The 20,974-nt window shown below is 71.6% G+C and carries 18 protein-coding genes and 1 tRNA gene; 12 read left to right on the top strand and 7 right to left on the bottom strand.

The features are described from left to right. The first annotated feature begins 4 nt into the window (after positions 1 to 4). Positions 5 to 652, top strand: coding sequence for a nitroreductase family protein (locus OHB01_RS07780; protein ID WP_142649403.1), 648 nt, complete (start codon positions 5 to 7; stop codon positions 650 to 652). Positions 653 to 757: 105 nt separating this feature from the next. Here OHB01_RS07780 and OHB01_RS07775 read toward each other — a convergent pair whose 3' ends face one another. The 3 genes from OHB01_RS07775 to OHB01_RS07765 form a co-directional block, all read right to left on the bottom strand. Continuing rightward, complete coding sequence (locus tag OHB01_RS07775; RefSeq protein ID WP_142649402.1) at positions 758 to 1,048, bottom strand: hypothetical protein; 291 nt, start codon at positions 1,046 to 1,048, stop codon at positions 758 to 760. A gap of 195 nt (positions 1,049 to 1,243) precedes the next feature. Further along, entirely contained in the window at positions 1,244 to 2,770 is a 1,527-nt protein-coding gene (locus tag OHB01_RS07770; protein WP_328855154.1) for a peptidoglycan recognition family protein, read from the bottom strand. A gap of 5 nt (positions 2,771 to 2,775) precedes the next feature. Next, positions 2,776 to 3,675 (bottom strand): M23 family metallopeptidase, encoded by a 900-nt coding sequence (locus OHB01_RS07765; protein WP_328855153.1) that lies wholly within the window; start codon positions 3,673 to 3,675, stop codon positions 2,776 to 2,778. Positions 3,676 to 3,775: 100 nt separating this feature from the next. Between OHB01_RS07765 and OHB01_RS07760 the strand changes: the two genes are divergently transcribed. The 5 genes from OHB01_RS07760 (at position 3,776) to OHB01_RS07740 (ending at position 12,602) form a co-directional block, all read left to right on the top strand. Further along, the gene (locus tag OHB01_RS07760) at positions 3,776 to 6,682 is read left to right on the top strand and encodes an AfsR/SARP family transcriptional regulator (protein WP_328855152.1); all 2,907 of its coding nucleotides are present in this window, start codon (positions 3,776 to 3,778) and stop codon (positions 6,680 to 6,682) included. A 29-nt stretch (positions 6,683 to 6,711) separates the two neighbouring features. Beyond that, positions 6,712 to 9,879, top strand: coding sequence for a formate dehydrogenase (gene fdh / locus OHB01_RS07755; protein ID WP_328708970.1), 3,168 nt, complete (start codon positions 6,712 to 6,714; stop codon positions 9,877 to 9,879). Continuing rightward, positions 9,872 to 10,621, top strand: a complete 750-nt coding sequence (locus OHB01_RS07750; RefSeq protein ID WP_328855151.1) for a 4Fe-4S dicluster domain-containing protein — start codon at positions 9,872 to 9,874, stop codon at positions 10,619 to 10,621. The genes fdh and OHB01_RS07750 overlap by 8 nt, the downstream gene beginning before the upstream one ends. Positions 10,622 to 10,739: 118 nt before the next feature. Continuing rightward, positions 10,740 to 11,675 carry an NrfD/PsrC family molybdoenzyme membrane anchor subunit gene (gene nrfD, locus OHB01_RS07745; protein WP_328855150.1) on the top strand — a complete coding sequence of 312 codons (936 nt, stop codon included), beginning with the start codon at positions 10,740 to 10,742 and terminating at the stop codon, positions 11,673 to 11,675. 174 nt (positions 11,676 to 11,849) lie between these two features. Next, positions 11,850 to 12,602, top strand: coding sequence for an alpha/beta hydrolase (locus OHB01_RS07740; protein ID WP_142649396.1), 753 nt, complete (start codon positions 11,850 to 11,852; stop codon positions 12,600 to 12,602). Between the two features lie 197 nt (positions 12,603 to 12,799). Here the strand turns inward: OHB01_RS07740 and OHB01_RS07735 are convergent, their stop codons facing one another. Then, a complete protein-coding gene (locus OHB01_RS07735) occupies positions 12,800 to 13,396 on the bottom strand; it encodes a hypothetical protein (protein WP_147943056.1) in 597 nt (198 codons plus the stop codon). Positions 13,397 to 13,550: 154 nt separating this feature from the next. On the opposite strand from OHB01_RS07735, the gene OHB01_RS07730 reads away from it, so the two are divergent. Both OHB01_RS07730 and OHB01_RS07725 read left to right on the top strand, forming a co-directional pair. Then, positions 13,551 to 14,219 carry a response regulator transcription factor gene (locus tag OHB01_RS07730; protein ID WP_328855149.1) on the top strand — a complete coding sequence of 223 codons (669 nt, stop codon included), beginning with the start codon at positions 13,551 to 13,553 and terminating at the stop codon, positions 14,217 to 14,219. A 1-nt stretch (position 14,220) separates the two neighbouring features. Then, a complete protein-coding gene (locus OHB01_RS07725) occupies positions 14,221 to 15,564 on the top strand; it encodes a sensor histidine kinase (RefSeq protein ID WP_147943057.1) in 1,344 nt (447 codons plus the stop codon). Between the two features lie 22 nt (positions 15,565 to 15,586). Here OHB01_RS07725 and OHB01_RS07720 read toward each other — a convergent pair whose 3' ends face one another. After that, positions 15,587 to 15,997, bottom strand: a complete 411-nt coding sequence (locus OHB01_RS07720) for a hypothetical protein (protein ID WP_142649392.1) — start codon at positions 15,995 to 15,997, stop codon at positions 15,587 to 15,589. Positions 15,998 to 16,211: 214 nt separating this feature from the next. Here OHB01_RS07720 and OHB01_RS07715 point away from each other — a divergent pair, with 214 nt between their 5' ends. Further along, positions 16,212 to 17,471 (top strand): sensor histidine kinase, encoded by a 1,260-nt coding sequence (locus OHB01_RS07715; protein ID WP_142649391.1) that lies wholly within the window; start codon positions 16,212 to 16,214, stop codon positions 17,469 to 17,471. After that, complete coding sequence (locus OHB01_RS07710; RefSeq protein WP_142649390.1) at positions 17,456 to 18,103, top strand: response regulator transcription factor; 648 nt, start codon at positions 17,456 to 17,458, stop codon at positions 18,101 to 18,103. Before OHB01_RS07715 ends, OHB01_RS07710 begins: the two co-directional genes overlap by 16 nt. A 9-nt stretch (positions 18,104 to 18,112) precedes the next feature. Here OHB01_RS07710 and OHB01_RS07705 read toward each other — a convergent pair whose 3' ends face one another. Both OHB01_RS07705 and selD read right to left on the bottom strand, forming a co-directional pair. Beyond that, positions 18,113 to 18,652 carry a DUF6886 family protein gene (locus OHB01_RS07705; protein ID WP_142649389.1) on the bottom strand — a complete coding sequence of 180 codons (540 nt, stop codon included), beginning with the start codon at positions 18,650 to 18,652 and terminating at the stop codon, positions 18,113 to 18,115. Between the two features lie 47 nt (positions 18,653 to 18,699). Then, complete coding sequence (selD, locus tag OHB01_RS07700) at positions 18,700 to 19,713, bottom strand: selenide, water dikinase SelD (protein ID WP_328855148.1); 1,014 nt, start codon at positions 19,711 to 19,713, stop codon at positions 18,700 to 18,702. Between the two features lie 92 nt (positions 19,714 to 19,805). Between selD and OHB01_RS07695 the strand changes: the two genes are divergently transcribed. Together OHB01_RS07695 and OHB01_RS07690 are read left to right on the top strand one after the other, a co-directional pair. Then, positions 19,806 to 19,899: transfer RNA gene (locus OHB01_RS07695), tRNA-Sec, on the top strand. Positions 19,900 to 20,005: 106 nt separating this feature from the next. After that, entirely contained in the window at positions 20,006 to 20,923 is a 918-nt protein-coding gene (locus OHB01_RS07690; protein WP_328855147.1) for a hypothetical protein, read from the top strand. Positions 20,924 to 20,974: the final 51 nt, after the last annotated feature.

Raw genomic sequence — 20,974 nt, 5'->3', positions numbered from 1 at the left:
GACGATGACCCTCAACCTGACCCCCGACGAACTGCTGTCCACCACCCGGGCCGTCCGCAAGCGGCTCGACTTCGACCGGCCCGTCCCGCGCGAGCTCATCGAGGAATGCATCGACCTGGCCACCCAAGCACCCACCGGACGCAACCGGCAACGCTGGCACTTCATCGTGGTCACCGAGCCGTGCCTGCGCCGCAAGGTGGGCGACATCTTCCGCCGCGCGCTCGCCGTCGCGGAGGGCCAACCACTGAACGAACACGACCTCCGCCGCATGAACCACGCTCCGCGCTCCACCCAGGGCGTGTTCGAGGGGCTACGGCACCTGACCGACAACATCCACCGCGTCCCGGCGTTCGTCATCCCCGCCATCGAAGGACGCACCGATCACGCCTCGGCGGCCGTCCAATCCGGCACATGGGGATCCATCCTGCCCGCGACCTGGAGCTTCATGCTCGCCGCCCGCGCCCGCGGCCTCGGCACCACATGGACCACCGCCCAGGGACCCCTCGAACGCGAGCTCGCCGCCACCCTGGGCGTCCCCTACGACGAGGTCATGCTCGCCGCGTTCATCCCGCTCGCCTACACGATCGGCACCGACTTCAAACCCGCGCGCCGCATCCCACGTGACCAGGTCCTGCACTGGGAAGGATGGTGAACGCCCGGCCACCAGGCCGACCATCTGACCCGAGCCGCAAAGGCCGCGGACCCACTGCCGGTTCGCGAACGTCCGTGTCCCGCCGCGTCGGGGCCGGAGCCAGGTTCAGAGGTCGTCCTTCGGCGTCTGGGACAGCACCCGGTCGGCGGTCGCCGTGACCACCGCCGCGGCGGCCGAGATGTCCCTGACCTGCTCCGCGGGGAGGCCCCGCAGCACCTTTTCCAGCGTTTCCAGGTCGGCCTGGTAGGCCGCCGCCATCGCGGCCTGGGCCTTGGCGGTGCGCCCCGCCTGCTCCACCGCCTTGCCGAGTGCCCGGCCGGCGCGTTCGACGGCCCTGGCCGCCTCGATCGCCGCCTTCTCAAGATTTCTCGCCCACTCGGGCGGCTGGTCGTTCATCGACGTCCTCTGCGTGAGGGTGGTTCCGCGGGCACGGATCGCCCGCGGAGCGGGCTGCATCAGGGCCTTAATGCCCTCCCTGCGGCCTCTACACCCCACAGCCCATGCTTTCGCAGATCTCCGCACCAGCACCGGAGGGCCCCCGCGCAGTGCGGCGCGCGGAGGCCCCGGATCACGAACCGATGCCGGAAAAGGTCAGCCGCAGTGCTCGAAGGGGCTGTCGTAGGTGTTCGAGCCCGCCTTGCCACCCCATTTAACGCACTTGTCCGCCGCTGCCGCCCGTACCGGCCCGGCGTAGTAGCCGAAGTTGCCCGAGTCGGTCACCCGGCTCTTGCCCTGGACCTCCAGGTACGCGGTGGTCGCGGTGGGCGTGCCCAGCGAGGTCTTCTTCAACGTGACGACGCAGTTGTAGCCGTTGCCGGAGTTGTAGAGCAGATAGACGGTGCCCGCCGTGCCGAGGCCGGCCGAGTCGATCACCGAGTAACCGTCGCCGCACACCTGCTCCGGCGTGTACGGGTTCCCGGTGCCGCCGCCGCCCGTGACGTACTGCATGTACGTGGTCCAGTTCCAGTTGGGCCCGGGATCGGTGTGGTCGGTGCCGGGGACCTGGGAGTGCCCCACGATGTGCGACCGGTCGGTGGGGATGCCGTACCGCGCGGCGATGGAGCGCACGAGGGCGGCCGAGGAGCGGTACATCGCGTCGGTGAACCACGACGCGTTGTCGACGTATCCCTCGTGCTCGATGCCGACGGAGTGGTGGTTGTAGTCGGAGTTGCCCGCGTGCCAGGCCCGGTCCTTCTCCCGCACCATCTGGGTGATCGCGCCGTCGGACGACCGTACGACGTAGTGCGCGGACACCTGTGCGGCGGGGTTCTGGAACCAGGAGATCGTCCCGGCGTACGAGCCCTGGGTGACGTGGATGACGATGCGGTCGATGGAGTCGCTCGCCGGCCGGTCGGACACGGCGTAGTTGGCGCTGCTGGCGGCCACCCACGTCGCGCCGGGGTAGTCGACGGCCGCCGCGGCGAGCGTGCGGTTGTTCTCCGGCAGGCCGAGGTCGCGGGCGTTCGCGAGGGCTCCCCGGTCGGGATGCGCCGGACGGGCGGCCACCGTGATCGTCTCGCCCGCCGGCGTCCGCGCGGTGAACCCGGCCGACAGCAGGTCGTAGACGGCGTCGGCGTACAGCCGGGCGACCTCGGGCGTGCTCGCCCCGCCGTAGCGCGCGACGGCGGTGTACCAGCGGTCGGAGTCGGCGCGGGCGGCGGCGTCCAGGCCCAGGGCGTCGGCCCTGGCCCGCAGGACGGCCGCCGCGCCCGCCACGTTGGCCGTGTCATCGGCCTTGAGCGAGGCGACCGGCGCTCCGGTGAGCTTTGCCGCCTCCTCCAGGGTGTGCAGCGTGGGGTTGCTGACCAGGTGCGCCACGCCGTAGCCGCCGCTCGCGCTCGGCCTGCCGCCGTGGCCGTCGAGGTGGGTCTCGGCGTAGGCGAGCGCGACGAGCAGGTCGCGGGGGACGCCGTGGGCCGCCGCCGCCTGCGTGAAGGCGGTGGCGAGCGGGCCCTCGGCGGCCGAGGCAGGCCCGGCCGAGGCAGGCCCGGCTGAGGCGGGTCCGGCTGAGGCAGGCCCGGCCGGGACGAGCCCGGCCAGGCACAGCAGGAGCGTCACGACGCCCGCGGCGGTCAGGGCCGCACATCGGGGCGCGCGGACGATCGGGGATGCGGTCATGGGGATCAGCCGCAGTGCTCGAAGGGGCTGTCGTAGGTGTTCGAGCCCGCCTTGCCGCCCCACTTGACGCAGGTGCCGGCGGCCGAGGCGCGCACCGGTCCGGCGTAGTAGCCGAAGTTGCCCGAGTCGGTCACCCGGCTCTTGCCCTTGACCTCCAGGTAGGCGGTGGTCGCGGTGGGCGTGCCCAGCGAGGTCTTCTTCAACGTGACGACGCAGTTGTAGCCGTTGCCGGAGTTGTAGAGCAGATAGACGGTGCCCGCCGAGCCGAGGCCGGCCGAGTCGATCACCGAGTAGCCGCTGCCGCAGACCTCCTGCGGGGTGTATGGGTTGGTCGATCCGCCGCCGCAGTTCTGCGAGGTCACGGTCTGCGCGGGGTAGCCGAAGGTGACCCCGTTGAACACCGCCTTCTGGATGTTGGCGGGGTAGGTCGTGTCGCTCGTGCGCACCTCGTAGTGCAGGTGCGGGGAGATGTTGTTGCCCGGCTTGCTGGTGTTGCCGACCTCGCCGATCTTCTGACCCTGGTTCACGTGGGCCCCCTCGCCCACCGAGCGCACGCTCAGGTGGGCGTAGTAGGTGAACCAGCCGCCACCGTGGTCGATCTTGATGAGGTTGCCGAAGCCGTTCGTCGAGCCCTGGTGGGCCGAGATGACGACGGTGCCGGCCGCCGCGGCCACGACCGTGTCGCCGTAGTCGGCGTCGGCCGTGCTGCCCCGGTTGAAGTCGATCTCGTACGACTGGTGGGCGCTGCTCGCGCTGGAGTTGCCCGTCCAGGTCTGGCCACAGGGGAACGGCATCTGGAAGTTCGGGCGCGCACCCGCTGCGGAGGCCGCCGGGGCGGTGGCGGTGCCGAACGCGAGGCCCAGGACCAGCGCGAAACCCGCCGTGACAAGCGATTTGAGTCTCATGACCAAAAGAGTCGGAATCTGCCGCACAAAAAACATCAAGAGTTGGGTACAAAGACTGCGCGAGTCATGGCGAACCGGTCCTTCGAGGAGCAACACGGTCATGACAGTCGATCGGCCTATGTTCAGCGTGCTCGGTCCCCTGGAGGTCCGCCTGCCGGGCACGACGCCACGGCTCGGCGGGCCGAAGCCCCGCATGCTCCTGGCCACCCTTCTCCTCCACGCCAACCACACCGTCGGCGGCGACGAGCTCGCCGAGGTGCTGTGGCCGGACCACCGGCCGCGCTCGGCCGCGGCCAACCTCCGCACGTACGCGAGCGCGCTGCGCGCGGAGCTCGGGCCCGCCCCGGCTCGCATCCGGGCCATCGGGTCGGGGTACGCGATCGAGCTGCCGCCACATGAGCTCGACCTGCTGCTGTTCGAGGAGCGGGTGACCGCCGCGCGGGAGCGCCGGGCGCGGGGCCGGCCGGACGAGGCGGCCGGCCTGCTGGCACGGGCGCTGGCGCTGTGGCAGGGCGTCCCGCTGTCCGATCTGCCCGGCAGCCCGCTGTGGGACCGCAGGCTCGGACGGCTCGCGCAGGCACGGCTGCGCGCCGCGGAAGACCTGGTCGAGCTGCTGATGGCGGCCGGAGAGTACGGCGAGGCGGCCGGGGAGCTGCGCGCCCTGCTCGCCGACCATCCTTTCCGCGAGGACCTGTGGGGCAGGCTCATGCTGGCCCTGCACTGGTCGGGACGGCAGGGTGAGGCGCTGCGCGCCTTCGGCACGATCCGCGAACACCTCGTGAGCGAGCTCGGCGTCGGGCCGGGGCCCGAGCTGCGCCGGGCGCACGCTGCAGTGCTCGCCGGGGAGCCGCCCCCACGACCACCCGCCAAGCACGGCCTCATCGTCAAGCCCATCAAGCCCGCCACCCGTTCCGGCGGCGGCGCTCACCCCGTCGTGCCGCGTCAGCTGCCGCCGGACCTGGTGGACTTCACCGGGCGGGCCGCCGAGGTCGCGGCGCTGACCCGGGCGCTCGCCCCGGGCGGGGTCGCCGTCGTCACCGGGCCGCCGGGCGTCGGCAAGACCGCGCTCGCGGTGCGCTGCGCCCACGCCGTCCGCGAGGCGTACCCGCACGGCCAGCTCTTCCTGTCGCTCGGCGGCACCGACCCGCGGGACGGCGCGGCGGGATCACCGGCGGAGCCGGGAGAGCTGCTGGCCGAGGCACTGCGTGCGCTGGACGCGGCGGAGCCGCTGCCGCCCACCGTTCACGAGCGCGCCGCGCTCTACCGCACGCTGCTCGCCGTACGGCCGATGCTGGTCGTGCTCGACGACGCGGCGGGCGCCGCGCAGGTGGGGCCGCTGCTGCCGGGCGGCGGCAGCGCCGTCGTCGTCACCGGCAGACGCCGCATCACCGAACTGCCCGGCGCCGCCCGTATCGACCTGGACGTCCTGCCCCAGGCGGAGGCGCTGGAGCTGCTGACGGCGATCGTCGGCGCGGAGCGGCTGGAGCGGGAGCCGGAGGAGGCCGCCGCCATCGTGCGGGCCTGTGGCCGGCTGCCGCTCGCGATCCGGGTGGCCGGGGCGCGGCTGGCCGCCCGTCCCGGCTGGTCCCCGGCCGTGCTGCGGCGGCGGCTCGACGACGAGACGGTCAGGCTGGCCGAGCTGCGCGCCGGCGATCTGGTGGTGCGGGAGTCCTTCGACCGCAGCTATCGCCTGCTGCCCGACGACGCCGCGCGCACGTTCCGGGCGCTCGGACTGCTCGGCACCCGGCCGCTGCCCGGCTGGGTGGTCGACGCGGTGCTCGACCGGCACCGCAGCGACGCCGTGACCGACGTGCTGGTCGACGCGAACCTGCTGCGCCCGGTGGGCACCGATCCCCTCGGCCAGCCCCGATATCGGCTGCCCGACCTGCTGCGCGTCGACGCCAGGGACAAGGCGGGCGAGCTGGACATGCCGGCGCTGGCGCGCGTGGTCGCGGGCTGGACGGCCGCCGCGGAACACGCCACGGCCCGCCTGCCCACCACGGTCTTCCGCCTGACCTCGCCCGCCGCCCGGCGCTGGCGGCTGCCCGACGACGCCCTGCGCCGGGTCGGCGCCCATCCGGTCTCCTGGTTCGGCGCCGAGCACGAGACCCTGGTCGAGGCCGTACGGCTGGCCGCGGAGGCGGGGCTGACCGGCGCCGCCTGGGGCCTGGCGGCGGCGCTCGTGCCGTACTTCGACCTGCGCTGTCACCTCGGCGCGTGGGAGGAGACCCACCGCGTCGCCCTGGAGGCCGCCCGCGCCGCAGGAGACCGGGCGGGGGAGGCCGCCATGCTGCGCGGGCTCGGCCAGGTGGCCCTCTATCGGGACAGGTACGCCCAGGCGGCCGGCATGTTCCGCCGCTCCCGGCTGCTCTTCCGCATGCTCGGGGACGTCAGGGGCGAGGCCGTGTCGGTCTGCGGGCTGGGCGCGGTCGGCCAGTTCAGGGGCGACCACGTCGCCGCGGCCCGGCACTTCCGCCGGGCCCTCGCGATGTTCGTGTCGCTCGACGACCGCTCCGGTGAGGCGTACGCGCGGCAGGCGCTCGGGCGCGGCTGCCTGAGCGCGGGCGACCTGAACGGCGCCGCCGACTGGCTCGGCGGCGCGCTGCGCATGGCGCGCGAGCTCGGGGACGCCCACCGGGAGGGCTGCGTGTCGCTCCAGATCGGCCGCCTGCACGACCTCGCGGGCGAGACCGGGCGGGCGATGCGCGCCCAGGGCCGGGCGCTGACGATCTTCGAGGGCTATGGCGACCGGCACTGCGCGGCGTACGCGATGCAGGGCCTGGGCGGGCTCCAGGCGGCCAGGGGCGACTGGCGGAACGGCTCGGCCCGGCTGGAAAGCTCGCTGGCGATCTTCCGGCAGCTCGGCGACCGGAGCGGGGAGGCGGCCACGCGGCGGCTGCTCGGCGAGCTGCACCGTTCGTCCGGGCGGCGCGCGCTCGCCCGCGGCTACCTCCACGCGGTCACGTCCCGGCGGGTGGTGGGCGACGCGGCGATATCTCGTGATTAGACCGGCATGAGCGGGGCATCAGAGGCGTCGTGGGTGGTGGATGGCTCTCCCGCTGGCCGGTGATCCGGCAGCTCAAGGGAGAGGACGGCAGAGGGCGGGCGGCGCGCTCGGCGCGTACGGACGCCCTGCGGCCCCGCGTCGAGGACGCCGAGACGGTCGCGCGGTCCGTCTGCCCCTACTGCGCGGTGGGCTGCGGCCAGCTCGTCTACGTCAAGGACGGCAGGGTCACCCAGATCGAGGGCGACCCCGCCTCGCCGATCTCGCGGGGGCGGCTGTGCCCGAAGGGATCGGCCAGCAAGCAGCTCGTCACCCACCCCGGCCGTCAGACGACGGTGCTCTACCGCAGGCCGTACGGCACCGAGTGGGAGCCGCTCGACCTCGAAACCGCGATGGACATGATCGCCGATCGGGTCGTGCGGACCCGGCGCGAGACCTGGCAGCAGACGCACGAGGGGCGGGAGGTCAGGAGGACTCTGGGCATCGCCAGCCTGGGCGGGGCGACGCTCGACAACGAAGAGAACTACCTGATGAAGAAGCTCTACACCGCCCTCGGCGCGATCCAGGTCGAGAACCAGGCGCGCATATGACACTCCTCCACCGTCCCCGGTCTGGGGACCAGCTTCGGGCGTGGCGGCGCGACCCAGCCTCAGCAGGACCTGGCCAACGCCGACTGCATCGTCATCCAGGGCTCCAACATGGCCGAGTGCCATCCGGTGGGCTACCAGTGGGTGATGGAGGCGCGGGCGCGCGGCGCGAAGGTCTTCCACATCGACCCGCGCTTCAGCCGTACGAGTGCGACCGTGGACAGGTATCTGCCGATCCGGGCCGGTACTGACATCGTCCTGCTCGGCGCGCTGATCAACTATGTGCTGTCGAACGGGCTCGACTTCCGCGAGTACGTCCTCGCGTACACGAACGCCGCGACGCTGGTGAACCGGGACTTCCGCGACACCGAGGACCTCGACGGCCTGTTCTCCGGCTTCGACGAGGAGACCGGCAGGTATGACCCGTCGAGCTGGGCGTACGAGGGCGACGTGCCCGAGCAGGAGGAGCCGGTCGAGGGCGACGAGCGCCACGCGGAGGCGGCGGGGTCCGACTCGTACGGCGCGCGCGGCGCGGGCGCGAGCGCGACGCCGCCCCAGGACCCGACGCTGACCGACCCGCGGTGCGTCTACCAGATCGTCAAGCGGCACTACTCCCGCTACACGCCGGAGATGGTCGAGGAGCTGTGCGGCATCCCGCCCGAGCTGTTCCACGAGCTGGCCGAGGCGATCACGGCCAACTCGGGCCGCGAGCGGACCACGGCGTGGGTCTACTCGGTGGGCTGGACGCAGCACTCGGTCGGGGTGCAGTACATCAGGGCCGCCGCGATCCTGCAGCTCCTGCTGGGCAACATGGGCCGGCCGGGCGGCGGCATCATGGCGCTGCGCGGCCACGCGAGCATCCAGGGCTCCACCGACATCCCGACCCTGTTCAACCTGCTGCCGGGCTACATCGCGATGCCGCACGCCCACCGGCACGAGGGCCTCGACCACTACCTGGAACGCGAGGGCGCCGACACCGGCTGGTGGGGCAACCGGCGGGCGTACGTCGTCAGCCTGCTCAAGGCGTGGTGGGGCGACGCGGCGACGGAGGCCAACGACTACTGCTTCGACTACCTGCCGCGCCTCACCGGCGACCACGGCCACTACGCGACCGTGATGGGCCAGATCGACGGCACGGTCAAGGGCTACTTCGTCGTGGGCGAGAACCCGGCGGTCGGCTCGGCCAACGGCAGAGCGCAGCGGCTGGGCCTGGCCAACCTCGAATGGCTGGTGGTCCGCGACCTCGTGCTGGTCGAGACCGCGACGTTCTGGAAGGACGCGCCCGAGATCGAGACGGGCGAGCTGCGCACCGAGGAGATCGGCACCGAGGTCTTCTTCATGCCCGCCGCGAGCCATGTGGAGAAGGAGGGCACGTTCACCAACACCCAGCGGCTGCTGCAGTGGCGCGAGAAGGCCCTCGACCCGCCCGGCGACTGCCGCAGCGACCTGTGGTTCTACTACCACCTCGGCAAGCGGATCAGGCAGCGGCTCGGCGACGACGACATCGACCGGCCGGTCAAGGAGCTGACCTGGGACTACCCGGAGGTCGGCGCGCAGCGCGACCCCGACGCCGCGGCCGTGCTGCGCGAGATCAACGGCCGGGCCGCCGACGGCCGCCTGCTGGCGTCGCTGCGTGAGCTGAAGCCCGACGGCTCGACGAGCTGCGGCTGCTGGATCTACTGCGGGGTGTACGCCGACGGGGTCAACATGGCGGCCCGGCGCACCCCCCACACCGAGCAGGGCCCGGTCGCGCTCGAATGGGGCTGGGCCTGGCCGGCCAACCGGCGCGTCCTCTACAACCGCGCCTCGGCCGACCCCCAGGGCCGCCCGTGGAGCGAACGCAAGAAGTACGTCTACTGGGACGGCGCCAAGTGGACCGGGCCGGACGTGCCCGACTTCGAGGAGGACAAGGCGCCCGACTACGTGCCGCCCGAGGGGGCCAAGGCCGAGCACGCGCTGGCCGGCACCGACCCGTTCATCATGCAGTCGGACGGCAGGGGCTGGCTGTACGTCCCGTCCGGCCTGTCCGACGGGCCGCTGCCCGCCCACTACGAGCCGCACGAGTCGCCCGTGCGCAACGCGCTCTACGGTCAGCAGGCCAACCCGGCCCGCCGCACCATCGACCACCCGGAGAACCCGTACAACCCGGCGCTGTCGCCCCGGTTCCCGTACGTCTACACGACGAGCAGGCTCACCGAGCACCACACGACGGGCGCCATGAGCAGGCCCCTGCCGTACCTGGCGGAGCTCCAGCCGGAGGCGTTCTGCGAGATGTCGCGGGAGATGGCCGAGGAGCTCGGCCTGGACAACGGCGACTGGGCGACGATCGTCACCGCGCGCACCGCGATCGAGCTGCGCGTGCTCGTCACCGGCCGCGTACGGCCCCTGCGGCTCAACGGGAAGGTCGTCCACCAGATCGTCATGCCGTACCACTGGGGATACAGCAGCGGCGGGGTGATCACCGGGGACGTCGTCAACGACCTGCCGTCGATCGTGCTCGACCCGAACGTCTACATCCAGGAGAGCAAGGCCGGCACCTGCGACGTCCTGCCCGGACGCCGCCCGCGCGGCCCGGCGCTGCTCGACCTGATCGAGAGGTATCGCCATGGCTGAGCGGGTGGGGTTCTTCACCGACACGTCCATCTGCATCGGATGCAAGGCCTGCGAGGTGGCCTGCAAGGAGTGGAACGACGTGCCCGACGACGGGTTCGTGTTCCGGGCCACCTCCTACGACAACACCGGCGCGCTCGGCGCGAGCACCTGGCGGCATGTCGCGTTCATCGAGCAGGACGGCCGGTGGCTGATGTCGTCCGACGTGTGCAAGCACTGCACCCACGCCGCCTGCCTCGACGTCTGCCCCACCGGCGCGTTGTTCCGCACCGAGTTCGACACCGTCGTCGTCCAGCCCGACGTCTGCAACGGCTGCGGCTACTGCGTGCCCGCCTGCCCGTACGGCGTGATCGACCGCAGGCAGGACGACGGCCGGGCCTGGAAGTGCACGCTCTGCTACGACCGCCTGCGCGGCGGCATGGAGCCCGCCTGCGCCAAGGCGTGCCCGACGAAGTCCATCCAGTTCGGGCCGCTCGACGAGCTGCGGCAGCGGGCCGAGGAACGGGTCGAACGGCTGCACGCCGAGGGTACGACCGAGGCCCGGCTGTACGGCGCGGACCCGGACAACGGCGTGGGCGGCACGGGTGCCTTCTTCCTCTTGTTGGACGAGCCCGAGACGTACGGCCTGCCGCCCGATCCCGTGGTGACCACCCGCGACCTGCCCGCGATGTGGCGCTGGGCCGGCGGCGCCGCGCTCGCCGTGGCCGCCGGAGTGGCCGTCTCGTTCGTACGGAGAAAGCCGTGACACCGCCTGCGGAGCAGGACAAGACGCTTCATGCGGAGCAGGACAAGACGCTTCGTGTGGAGCAGGCCGTGACACGCGGCGCGGAGCAGGACGTGATCGTTTCTGTGGGGAGGACCTGATGCCGAGGCGGCGCGACGAGATGGTGCCGGACGCCGAGTTCCGGTCCTACTACGGCCAGCCGGTCATCAAGCAGCCCCTCTGGCACGAGCCCCACATGCCGGCGTACCTCTATCTGGGCGGGCTGTCCGGCGCGGCGGGCGTGATGGCGGCGGCCGCCCGCCTCACCGGGCGGGATCGGCTGGGGCTGGCCGCCCGCATGGCCGCCTTCGCCGGGGCGGGCGCCGGAACCGTCTTCCTCGTGGCCGAGCTGGGCAGGCCGATGCGCTTCCTCAACATGCTGCGGGTGTTCAAGCTCACCTCGCCGATGAGCGTCGGCTCGTGGACGCTGGCCGCCCACAGCGGGCTGGCCGGAGTCGCGGCGGGCTCCGCGGTGACCGGCCTGCTGCCCTTCGCGGGCGACGCCGCGTCGGTCGCGAGCGGCCTGAGCGGCGTGGCGATGGCCACCTACACGGCCGTCCTGCTGGCCGACACCGCCGTCCCCGCCTGGCACGAGGGCATGCGCGAGCTGCCGTTCCTGTTCGCCGGGAGCGCGCTCGCCTCGGCGGGCGCGGCCGTCATGCTGACCACGCCCCGGGCGCTGGCGGGGCCCGCCCGCACCGCCGCGGCGGCGGGCGCCATGGCCGAGATCGTCGCCGGCGGGCTGCTGGAGCACCGCCTCGGCCTGGTCGGCGAGCCGTACCGGACGGGCAGGGCGGGCAGGCTCATGCGGGCCTCCCGCGTGCTCACCCTCGGCGGCGGCCTGCTCGCCACGGTCGCCGGGCGGAGCCGGGCCCTCACCGCGCTGTCCGCAGTGGCGATCACGGCCGGAGCGCTGTGCACCCGGTTCGGGGTGCTGGCGGCGGGCCGGGCCTCGGCCAGGGACCCCAAGTACACCGTCGTGCCGCAGCGTGACCGCCTCGACGCGGGCCGCCCCGCCTCTGTCCCCGGCCGCTGAAAATGGTTGGAGAGACGATCGGCGAGCCTGGTAGCGTGCCGGTGACCGTGACCGGCCGAGGAGGTGAGACCCATGAACGCAGGAACGACGTGGGTGCTCCCCCTTCCCGTCACGGCCGGGCGATCGACGTAGGTGTCGCCGGGAGCGCCAAGACTCTCCCGAAAGGCAACACCTGTGCACTCTCTGCGGTTCACCGCCGAGTCGTCCTCGGACGGCGTGATCGAACGTGATTTCACCGTGGGCGACGTCCCCGGAGTCCTCTGGTCGCCGGCTCCCGGCACCGGCCGCGCGCCCCTGGTCCTGATGGGCCACGGCGGCGGCAACCACAAGAAGCATCCGGCGATGGCCGGCCGCGCCCGCCTCCTCGTGACCGTCTGCGGCTTCCACGTCGCCGTCATCGACGCGCCCGGGCACGGCGACCGGCCGCGTACGGCGCACGACGAGCAGGAGATCGCCGAGCTGTTCCGGGCCAGGGCGGCGGGCGAGCCGGAAGGACCGATCGTCGTCCGCTACAACGCCCATTTGGCGGAGCTCGCCGTGCCCGAATGGCGGGCGGCACTGGACGCGCTCCAGGAGCTTCCGGAGATCGGCTCCGACGGGCCGGTCGGCTACTTCGGCATCAACATGGGCACCGCGATCGGCGTACCGCTGGTGGCGGTCGAACCCAGGATCACGGCCGCGGTCTTCGGCCAGCACTGGCCCGACGTCCTGATCGAGAAGGCGAAGCAGATCACCGTACCGATCGAGTTCGACATGCAGTGGGACGACGAGCACATCCCGCGCGAGGCCGCTCTCGCCCTGTTCGACGCCTTCGCCTCGAAGGAGAAGACGCTGCACGGCAACGCGGGCAGGCACAAGGAACTGCCCAGGTTCGAGGCCGACAGCGCGGTCCGCTTCTTCGCCCGGCACCTTCGCCGACCGGCCTGACGTACGGTCGCGGCGTCCGGGAATCCGGGCGCCGCGACCCCGGGCACCGCCCTGTCACGGCTCAGGCGGGAGCGGCTGCTGGACCCTCCATCACGCCGCGGGCGGCCAGGCCGATGAGGTGCCGGAAACGTCCCGTCGGCGAGGTGGGCCGGCGGGACGTTCGGATGGGATGGTCACCGCCTGCGGCGAGTCGTGTGTCAGTTCGGCGTGATGATCACCGGGGTGTCGTCCCCGGCGCGCACGTCGTCCATGCCCTTACCGGGCTTCTTGGGCAGGGGGCACGTGGCGTGCACCGGCTTGCCGTCGACGTAGGTCTTCTCGTCGCTCGTGCCGAACCCGCCGCCCTCGCCCTTCTTGTGCACGATGCAGATGACGCCCTTGCCGGGCAGCGGGAGCTTCTGGCAGCGAGCGCTCTGCTTGTTCTTCGGGATCTCCTTGCCGTCCACGAAGACCCTGCCGATCCTGGTCTTGACCCTTCTGATCGTGTCCCCTCTGAACGTGCCGCCCTTCTTGTGCACCATGCAGACGACGCCCTTGCCGGGCAGCGGGAGCTTCTCGCAGAGGGTCTTCAGCTCACTCTTCGAGACCTCCTTGCCGTTCACGAAGACCCTGCCGTCCTTGTCGACTTTGACGGTGGTCTTGCCCTTCTCCGCGGCCGTCGGCCCACCCTTCACGGCGCAGACGACCCCCGGCTTCGGGGCACCGGTGGAGGTCGCGGACGCGGCCGTGCTGCCGCCGATGCCGAGGCCCACCGTCATGATGACCCCCGCGAGGATCATGCTCCTCTTCCTCATTCTCTGGTCACTCCCTGGATCGGCCTGCCCGTGGGGCCGGCCGTGATCGGTTGACGGAACGCTCAGGAGTTTGGGCTCCCCTACCTGAAGCGACCCTGAAGAGGCAAAGACGATCTTCATGTTTCTCTTAGGTGCGCACCTTCACCCTGTTGAGGTGCGCCTACTTCTGGTGGAAGACGAACGCAGGCTGACCGAGCTGCTCAAAGACGGCCTGACCAAAGAGGGCTTCGCGGTCGATCTCGCTCACGACGGGCGCGAGGGCCTGTGGATGGCGACCGAGCATTCGTACGACGTGATCGTGCTGGATGTGATGCTGCCGCTGCTGCACGGCTACGGAGTCTGCGCGAAGCTGCGGGAGGCCGGAAACTGGACGCCGATCCTCATGCTGACCGCGAAGGACGGGGAGTACGACGAGGCGGAGGCGCTGGACATCGGCGCGGACGATTATCTGACCAAGCCGTTTTCGTACGTCGTATTGCTGGCGCGGCTGAGAGCACTGGCCCGGCGCAAGGTGCGGGAGCGGCCGACGACGCTGACCGTCGGGGACCTCCGGGTCGATCCGGCGGGGCTGAAGTGCAGTCGCGGGGACGTGCAGATCGCGTTGACGCCCAAGGAGTTCGCGATCCTGCACTGCCTGGCGCGGCACGCGGGCGAGGTCATGACCAAGGCCGAGCTGCTCGCCCAGGCATGGGACTTCGCGTACGACGGCGATTCGAACGTCGTCGAGGTCTACATCAGCGCGCTGCGCCGCAAGATCGACAAACCGTTCGGACGGACGACGCTGAAGACCGTGCGGGGCGTGGGCTACCGGCTGGAGGGCTGACATGGGAGTGCGTCTGAGCACGACGCTGACGGCCACCGCGGCGGTGGCGGCGGCGCTCTGCCTGGCCTCGATCGCGCTTTTCACCGCGCTGGACTCGAGCCTGACGGCCTCCACCAAGGAGCTGGCGGCGAACGACGCCAAGAAACAGATGCAAATACTGAAGGCGGAGTCGGGGCCGGGTGGCGTGGTGGACGAAAAGGGAACGGTGCCACCGTTCGAAAAGGGAACGGCGCCACCGCTCGGAAAAGGAGTGGTGCCGCCGGGAGAGAAGGGACCGATGCCGGGCTCGGCCGCCACCGGCGAAGACGACGGCCCGCCCGACGAGGCCGTGCTCGTGGTCAGACGGACGTTCGAGACCGAGGAAGGCCCGGTCACCGTCACCGGAAGAGCCTCCAGGGCACCCGCCCTGGCGGCGATGACCACGCTCAGGAACCTGCTGATCTGGGGGGTGCCGGCGCTCCTCGCGGTGGTCGCGCTGTTCACCTGGATGGCGGTCGGCCGAGTGCTCCGCCCGGTCTCGGCGATCAGGTCGAAGGTCGCCGACATCACCGCGAACGGCCTGCACGAACGCGTGCCGGAGCCGGACACCCGGGACGAGATCGCGGCACTGGCCCGCACCGTCAACGCGACCCTCGACCGGCTGCAGACCTCCGTCGACGCGCAGCGGCAGTTCGTCGCCGACGCCGCACACGAACTGCGCAGCCCACTGGCGATCCTGCGAACCCGGCTGGAGCTGGCCCGGCCCGCCGAAAAGGCGCTGGCGACCGCGGCACTGGACGATGTCGCACGCCTCCAGTCCCTTGCCGCCGACCTCCTCCTGCTGGCCCGGCTCGACGCGGGCGAACCCCTGTCGCGGGCCGAGGAACTCGACCTGGCCCAGGTGGTCGCCGAGGAGGCCGTCCGCAAACGCCCTCGTCCGGACGTCCACGTGCACCTTGACCTCACCCCTGACCTGCTCCTCGACGGCTCCGCCGATCAACTCCGCCGTCTTGTGGCGAACCTCGTCGACAACGCGGTCCGCCACGCCTCCACGTCGGTCCACGTCACCCTCACGTCGTCGGGCGACCACGCGGTCCTCGACGTCGTGGACGACGGCCCCGGCATCCCTCCGGAACACCACACCACCGTCTTCGACCGATTCACCCGCCTGGACCACGCCCGCACCCGGGACACGGGAGGCTCAGGGCTGGGGCTGCCGATCGCCAGGGATATCGCGCGGGCTCACGGGGGGACCCTCCAGGTGGTTCCGCACAGCCCGGGCGCGAGGCTACGTGCGGTCTTCCCGTTGTCCGGACGGCCTGTCGCGTACCCGCCGGGTGACCCCGCCGTGCGGGCCCGCGTGTAGGAGGCACGGACGGCCGGGCCGGTCAGCGGGTCTTGGGGAAGGCGGCGCGGGGGCCGGAGCCGTTGAGGATGAACGCGACCGCGACCAGGGGCAGGACGCTCACGGCCTGCAGCACGGCGTACCACATCGGGCAGATGCCGGGGATCAGGTCGACGCCGATGATCGCGATCGGCATCGTGACGGTGATGACGCGCATACGCTCGAAGCTGCGCCGCGAGCCCTGCGAAGCACGCGCGATCATCCGGTGGAGCATCGGGGCGATGGCGAGCAAGATGGCGGCCCTGGCCCACATGAACGGGGTGCCCGGGTGATCGGCGATCGACATCACGACGACCGTCGCGAGTGTGACGGCGCAGATCACGCCGGAGAGCGTGACGCACTTCCTCGCCAGGTCGAAGGCCTTGTGGGCGTGGGTGTTGTCGATGGTGGTCATGTCTTTTTCCTCCTTGTTGTCGTGATCTCGACGCTAGGGAGGGCATGGGCGGCGCGGTATGCGTCTGGACGTACGGAGGGGTGGGGCCAGACCCACTCCCGGGCCGAGCCGATGGTGACCAGGCTCAGCGCGGTGCACAGTGGAGACACCACGCCGGATCGGCGCATTTCGGGACACATCGGGGACCGGGGTCATGGAGCACGAAGGAACAAGGATGCGACAGCCGCTGTCGTGGGCGGCGAGCGCCGCCGTGGGATTCGTGCGATCGTGCGTCGTGCTGGTCGTGAGCATGCTGGTCCCGGCCGTGTGGGCCGCCGCCGCAGGGCTGTGGATGTGGTGGTGGGGCGGCAACCCGTGGCCGGCGATAGCGCCGGTCCTGTGGGCGTCCGTCGGCACGCTCGCCCTGGCGCGCCCGGTCTGCCGGATGACCCGTTCCCTCGTGGCGAAGTGGACGGGCACCGTCATTCCGCCCGGATATCGGCAGGCCGGGCCGGTGGTGCGCATGTCGACCGGATATTGGTGGAACGGATTCTCCTACGAGCGCACCAGCCGGGACGCGCGCCGGGACCAGCGGATGCGGCTCTGGCGGAGCGATCCCGCCACCTGGCGTGACCTGCGCTTCGCACTGATCGCCCCGTTCACCATGGGGCTGGTCGCGGCCGTCCCACCGGCCGGAGTCGTGGTGGCGGTCGTCGGGTTCGCTCACCCGGCGCCCTCCATGCGCCTCATCGGGGTGCTCGGCGTGGTCGTGGCGGCCTGCGCCGCGCCGTACGCCTGGCGGCCGGTCCGCCCGGTGGCCGTCCGGTTCCTGCGGCCGTCGCCGGCGATGGCGCTGGCCGACCGGGTGGACGAGCTGACGGCCCAGCGCGCGGACACGACGGTCGCGCAGGCCGCCGAGATCCGGCGCATCGAGCGCGACCTGCACGATGGAGCGCAGGCGCGCATGGTCGCGCTCGGGATGTCCCTGGCGACCGTGGAGAAGCTGATGGAGACCGACCCCGACCGGGCCAAGGCGCTGCTGCGGGAGGCGCGAGCGGGGGCCACCGCGTCCCTGGCCGAGCTCCGCGACCTGGTCAGGGGCATCAGCCCGCCGCTGCTGACCGAGCGCGGGCTGGTCGATGCCGTACGCGCTCTCGCCCTGGACAGCCCTCTCGAAACCACCGTCAGCGTCGATCTCGGCCTGCGCCTGGACCCGCCGATCGAGTCCGCCCTCTATTTCGGCGTCGCCGAACTGCTCACCAACGCGGCCAAGCACGCCCGCGCGACCCACGCCGGGATCTCCATCGCCCGCACCGACGAGGGCATCGTCGTCGACGTGGCGGACGACGGCAGGGGCGGTGCCGGGGCGCGGGCGGGGGGCGGGCTCGACGGGCTCCGCCGCCGCCTCGCGACCTTCGACGGCACCCTGGAGATCACCAGCCCGGCGGGCGGTCCGACCCACGTCAGAATGGTCGTGCCATGCGAATCGTTGTAGCCGAAGACCTCTACCTCCTGCGCGACGGGATGGTCCGCCTCCTGGAGGCGTACGGACACCAGGTGGTGGCGACGGCGACCACCGGGCCCGAGACGCTCGACATGCTGCTGACCCAGCGGCCGGACGTCGCGGTCGTCGACGTCCGCATGCCGCCGACCCAGTCGGACGAGGGCCTGCGGGCGGCTCTCGAAGCCCGTCGCCAGGTGCCGGGGCTGCCGATCCTGATCCTTTCCCAGCACGTCGAACAGCTCTACGCCCGTGAACTCCTCGCCGACGGCACGGGCGGCATCGGCTATTTCCTCAAGGAGAGCGTGTTCGACGCCGATCAGTTCGTGGACGCCCTGGAGCGGGTGGCAGGCGGCGGGACCGCCATGGACCCGGCCGTCATCGCCAAGCTGCTGTCCAGCGGGACGTCCAACCGGCGGCTCGAACGGCTCACCGAACGCGAACACGACGTGCTCGGCCTCATGGCGGAGGGGCTGTCGAACCAGGCCATCGGCCAGCGGCTCTTCCTCAGCGAGAGCGCCATCAGCAAGCACACGACGTCGATCTTCGGCAAGCTCGGCATCACCGACGACGGCAACAACAACCGCCGCGTGCTCGCCGTCCTCACCTACCTGAACAACGCCTGACGCGCTCGGCTAAGCCGGGTGGGGGCGGGCGTTGCGGAGGCGGATGCCGCTCCAGCCCAGGGAACTGGTGGTCACCGCGTCCCAGAACGGCCAGAGGTTGTCCAGCACCCTGAGCTGGATGCCGGCCTCCTCGTGCAGCCGCAGCAGGTCGCCGACGGGTTCGGGCGGCCCGAGGGGTGTGACGGGCTCGGTGGCGACCACCGCGCTCGGCACCGGCTCCCCGAACGGGACGAACTTCTCCGCCGGGAAGCGGTAGGCGTACAGGCGGACGCTCAGGAACGCCTCCAGCCAGCCGTACTCGATGGCGTGGACCCGCTCGCCGCAGCCCGGCCCGATGATCCGGTCGCGGTCGTCGCCGGTGGTCGCCGGGGTCGTCCAGGCCATGGCCCGCGGACACTGGCGGGGGAACCAGTAGTCGGGGCAGCGCTCGGCCGTCACCGCCCAGACGTACGCCTCCGGCTGCCGTGCGGTGGCGGCCACGTGCGGGACGAATCGGGTGATCTCGGGGTCCTCGGAAAAATGCAGCACCTCGCCGGGCTCAGGTCGCATGTCACCGGGTCTACCACTTCACCGCCGTTCCGGGCGGGCCAGGGATGTCAGGCGAGCCGGATCGCGGCGTCCCCGGCCGGGACGAGTACGCCGACGACCGGCGCGCCGGGGATCTCGCCGGCGACCAGCAGGCCGCCCGAGGTCTGGGCGTCGGCCAGCAGGAGCAGGTCCTCCTCCCCGAAGCGGCCAGGATCGAGATGGGCGCGGACCCACTCCAGATTGCGGCGGGTGCCGCCGCTGACGTAGCCGTCGTGCACCGCCTGCCGTGCACCCTCCAGGTAGGGCACGGCCGCCACGTCGACCACCGCCGTGACGCCGCTCGCCCTGGCCAGCTTGTAGAGATGGCCGAGCAGACCGAATCCGGTCACGTCGGTCGCGCACCTCGCCCCCGCCTCCAGCGCCGCCCGCGAGGCGTCCCGGTTGAGCGTCGTCATGACCTCGACCGCCTGCGGGAACACCTCTCCGGTCGCCTTGTGCCGCGTGTTGAGCACGCCCACGCCGAGCGGTTTGGTGAGGGAGATCGGCGTCCCCGCCCGTCCCGCGTCGATGCGCAGCAGCCGGTCGGGGTCGGCCAGGCCGGTGACCGCCATGCCGTACTTGGGCTCGGGGTCGTCAATGCTGTGCCCGCCCGCGACGTGGCAGCCCGCCGCCCGCGCCACGTCCAGGCCCCCGCGCAGCACCTCCCTGGCGAGGTCCATGGCCAGCCTCTCCCTGGGCCAGCCCAGCAGGTTCACCGCCACGACCGGCTCGCCGCCCACCGCGTACACGTCGGACAGCGCGTTGGTCGCCGCGATGCGCCCCCAGTCGTACGGGTCGTCCACGACGGGCGTGAAGAAGTCGGCGGTGGCGACGACCGCCCGGCCGCCCTCGATCCTGACCACGGCCGCGTCGTCGCCGTCGTCCAGCCCGATGACCAGTTCGTTCGCGTACGCCGAGGGGTCGGGGGCCACGAGCCCGGCCACGATGCTCTCCAGCTCACCCGGGGGAATCTTGCAGGCGCAGCCGCCTCCGTGTGCCTGCTGGGTCAGCCGGATCCCGGCCCGGTCCGCCGTCTCGGTCATGTCGCACCCGTCCTCGCGTCGTCCGTCCGTCACGCCGCCTGCCGCGGGGCGTCGCCCAGGGTCCCTACCCCGTACCGGTTAGGTTTCTTCCTGGAGGTGTGTGGGCGCCTGGTGGCCCCCGCGGTCTTCAAAACCGACGAGGCCGAGGTCCTCGGCCTGGCGGGTTCGATTCCCGTCCACCTCCGCTCACCGTTCGCCTTCCTCTGCCAAGCCTGTGGCCTGGCCTCGGCCCTGCGGCAGCCGAGCCAAGGCGGCGACTACTCATAGTAATTTGTTGATGACATTCCGTGTCATGCCGTCCCCCCTGCATGACACGCTCAACCTGCTGTTCCGGCACAGGCCGCAGTTCGCCGTCGAGATGCTGCGCGACCACCTCGGCGTCGATGTGCCTGACGGGCTCCCGGTCCAGGTCGCGAGCAACGACCTGAACGACCGCCCGTCCATCGATCTGCGCCCTGACGTCGTGATCACGGTCGGCCCCCGGCACTCTCCCCTTCACGCGATCGTCGTGGAGATCCAGCAGAAGGAGGAGCCGGACAAGTTGCACGCGCTGCCTCGATATGCCGCCGCACTGTGGCTGCAGTTGGCCTGCCCGATCACCGTCCTGATGATCTGCCCGAAGGCCCGTACGGCCAAGTGGGCGTCCGCCCCGATCCGTACCAGCCTGCCCGGCTACACGCTGGCCTGTCAGGTGATCGGCCCGGATCAGATCCCGGCTGTCACCGATCCCGCGGAAGCGGCGGCCCACCCGGAACTGGCCGCGTTGTCGGTGATGGCTCACGGCGAACATCCGCCGGTGATAGAGGCGTTCGTGGCCGCGCTGCGACACCTACCCGATGAACACGCTCCGCAATACTATGAATACGCATACCGACTCGCTACGAAGGCCGCCAGATACGTCATGGAGAGAGTCATGGAAACCACCACTTGGCCGGTCTACAGTCCCTTCGCTCGTCAGCACTACGGGAAGGGTCTCGAAGTCGGCCGTGCGGAAGGCCGTGAAGAGGGCCGCGAGGAAGGCCGGAGAAGGGGCCGGGCAGAGGGTGAGGCGAGGGCGGTGCTGACCGTTCTGGAGGCGCGTGGCATTGCCGTCTCGGATTCCGACCGCGCGTTCATCAGTGCCTGTACGGATGTGGGCCTGCTTGACGAATGGGTGCGGCGTGCCGCCACGGCGACCTCGGCTGCCGACCTGTTCGCCGAGGAGTCCTAGCCGCTACGACCAGCCGCCCCGGCGGGCCGTGACGCGAGTCCACACGAGGCG

This window comes from Microbispora hainanensis (assembly GCF_036186745.1).
Taxonomy (GTDB): Bacteria; Actinomycetota; Actinomycetes; order Streptosporangiales; family Streptosporangiaceae; genus Microbispora.
Note: the sequence above shows the minus strand (reverse complement) of the source record. Positions and strands in the feature narration are given on the sequence as shown.

What these genes read in the sequence shown, in the direction of transcription:
- OHB01_RS07780 (WP_142649403.1), top strand. Translation starts at nt 5, where the DNA reads ATGACCCTCAACCTGACCCCCGACGAACTGCTGTCCACCACCCGGGCC.
- OHB01_RS07775 (WP_142649402.1), bottom strand. Translation starts at nt 1,048, where the DNA reads ATGAACGACCAGCCGCCCGAGTGGGCGAGAAATCTTGAGAAGGCGGCG.
- OHB01_RS07770 (WP_328855154.1), bottom strand. Translation starts at nt 2,770, where the DNA reads ATGACCGCATCCCCGATCGTCCGCGCGCCCCGATGTGCGGCCCTGACC.
- OHB01_RS07765 (WP_328855153.1), bottom strand. Translation starts at nt 3,675, where the DNA reads ATGAGACTCAAATCGCTTGTCACGGCGGGTTTCGCGCTGGTCCTGGGC.
- OHB01_RS07760 (WP_328855152.1), top strand. Translation starts at nt 3,776, where the DNA reads ATGACAGTCGATCGGCCTATGTTCAGCGTGCTCGGTCCCCTGGAGGTC.
- OHB01_RS07750 (WP_328855151.1), top strand. Translation starts at nt 9,872, where the DNA reads ATGGCTGAGCGGGTGGGGTTCTTCACCGACACGTCCATCTGCATCGGA.
- nrfD (WP_328855150.1), top strand. Translation starts at nt 10,740, where the DNA reads ATGCCGAGGCGGCGCGACGAGATGGTGCCGGACGCCGAGTTCCGGTCC.
- OHB01_RS07735 (WP_147943056.1), bottom strand. Translation starts at nt 13,396, where the DNA reads ATGAGGAAGAGGAGCATGATCCTCGCGGGGGTCATCATGACGGTGGGC.
- OHB01_RS07725 (WP_147943057.1), top strand. Translation starts at nt 14,221, where the DNA reads ATGGGAGTGCGTCTGAGCACGACGCTGACGGCCACCGCGGCGGTGGCG.
- OHB01_RS07720 (WP_142649392.1), bottom strand. Translation starts at nt 15,997, where the DNA reads ATGACCACCATCGACAACACCCACGCCCACAAGGCCTTCGACCTGGCG.
- OHB01_RS07715 (WP_142649391.1), top strand. Translation starts at nt 16,212, where the DNA reads ATGCGACAGCCGCTGTCGTGGGCGGCGAGCGCCGCCGTGGGATTCGTG.
- OHB01_RS07710 (WP_142649390.1), top strand. Translation starts at nt 17,456, where the DNA reads ATGCGAATCGTTGTAGCCGAAGACCTCTACCTCCTGCGCGACGGGATG.
- OHB01_RS07705 (WP_142649389.1), bottom strand. Translation starts at nt 18,652, where the DNA reads ATGCGACCTGAGCCCGGCGAGGTGCTGCATTTTTCCGAGGACCCCGAG.
- selD (WP_328855148.1), bottom strand. Translation starts at nt 19,713, where the DNA reads ATGACCGAGACGGCGGACCGGGCCGGGATCCGGCTGACCCAGCAGGCA.
- OHB01_RS07690 (WP_328855147.1), top strand. Translation starts at nt 20,006, where the DNA reads ATGCCGTCCCCCCTGCATGACACGCTCAACCTGCTGTTCCGGCACAGG.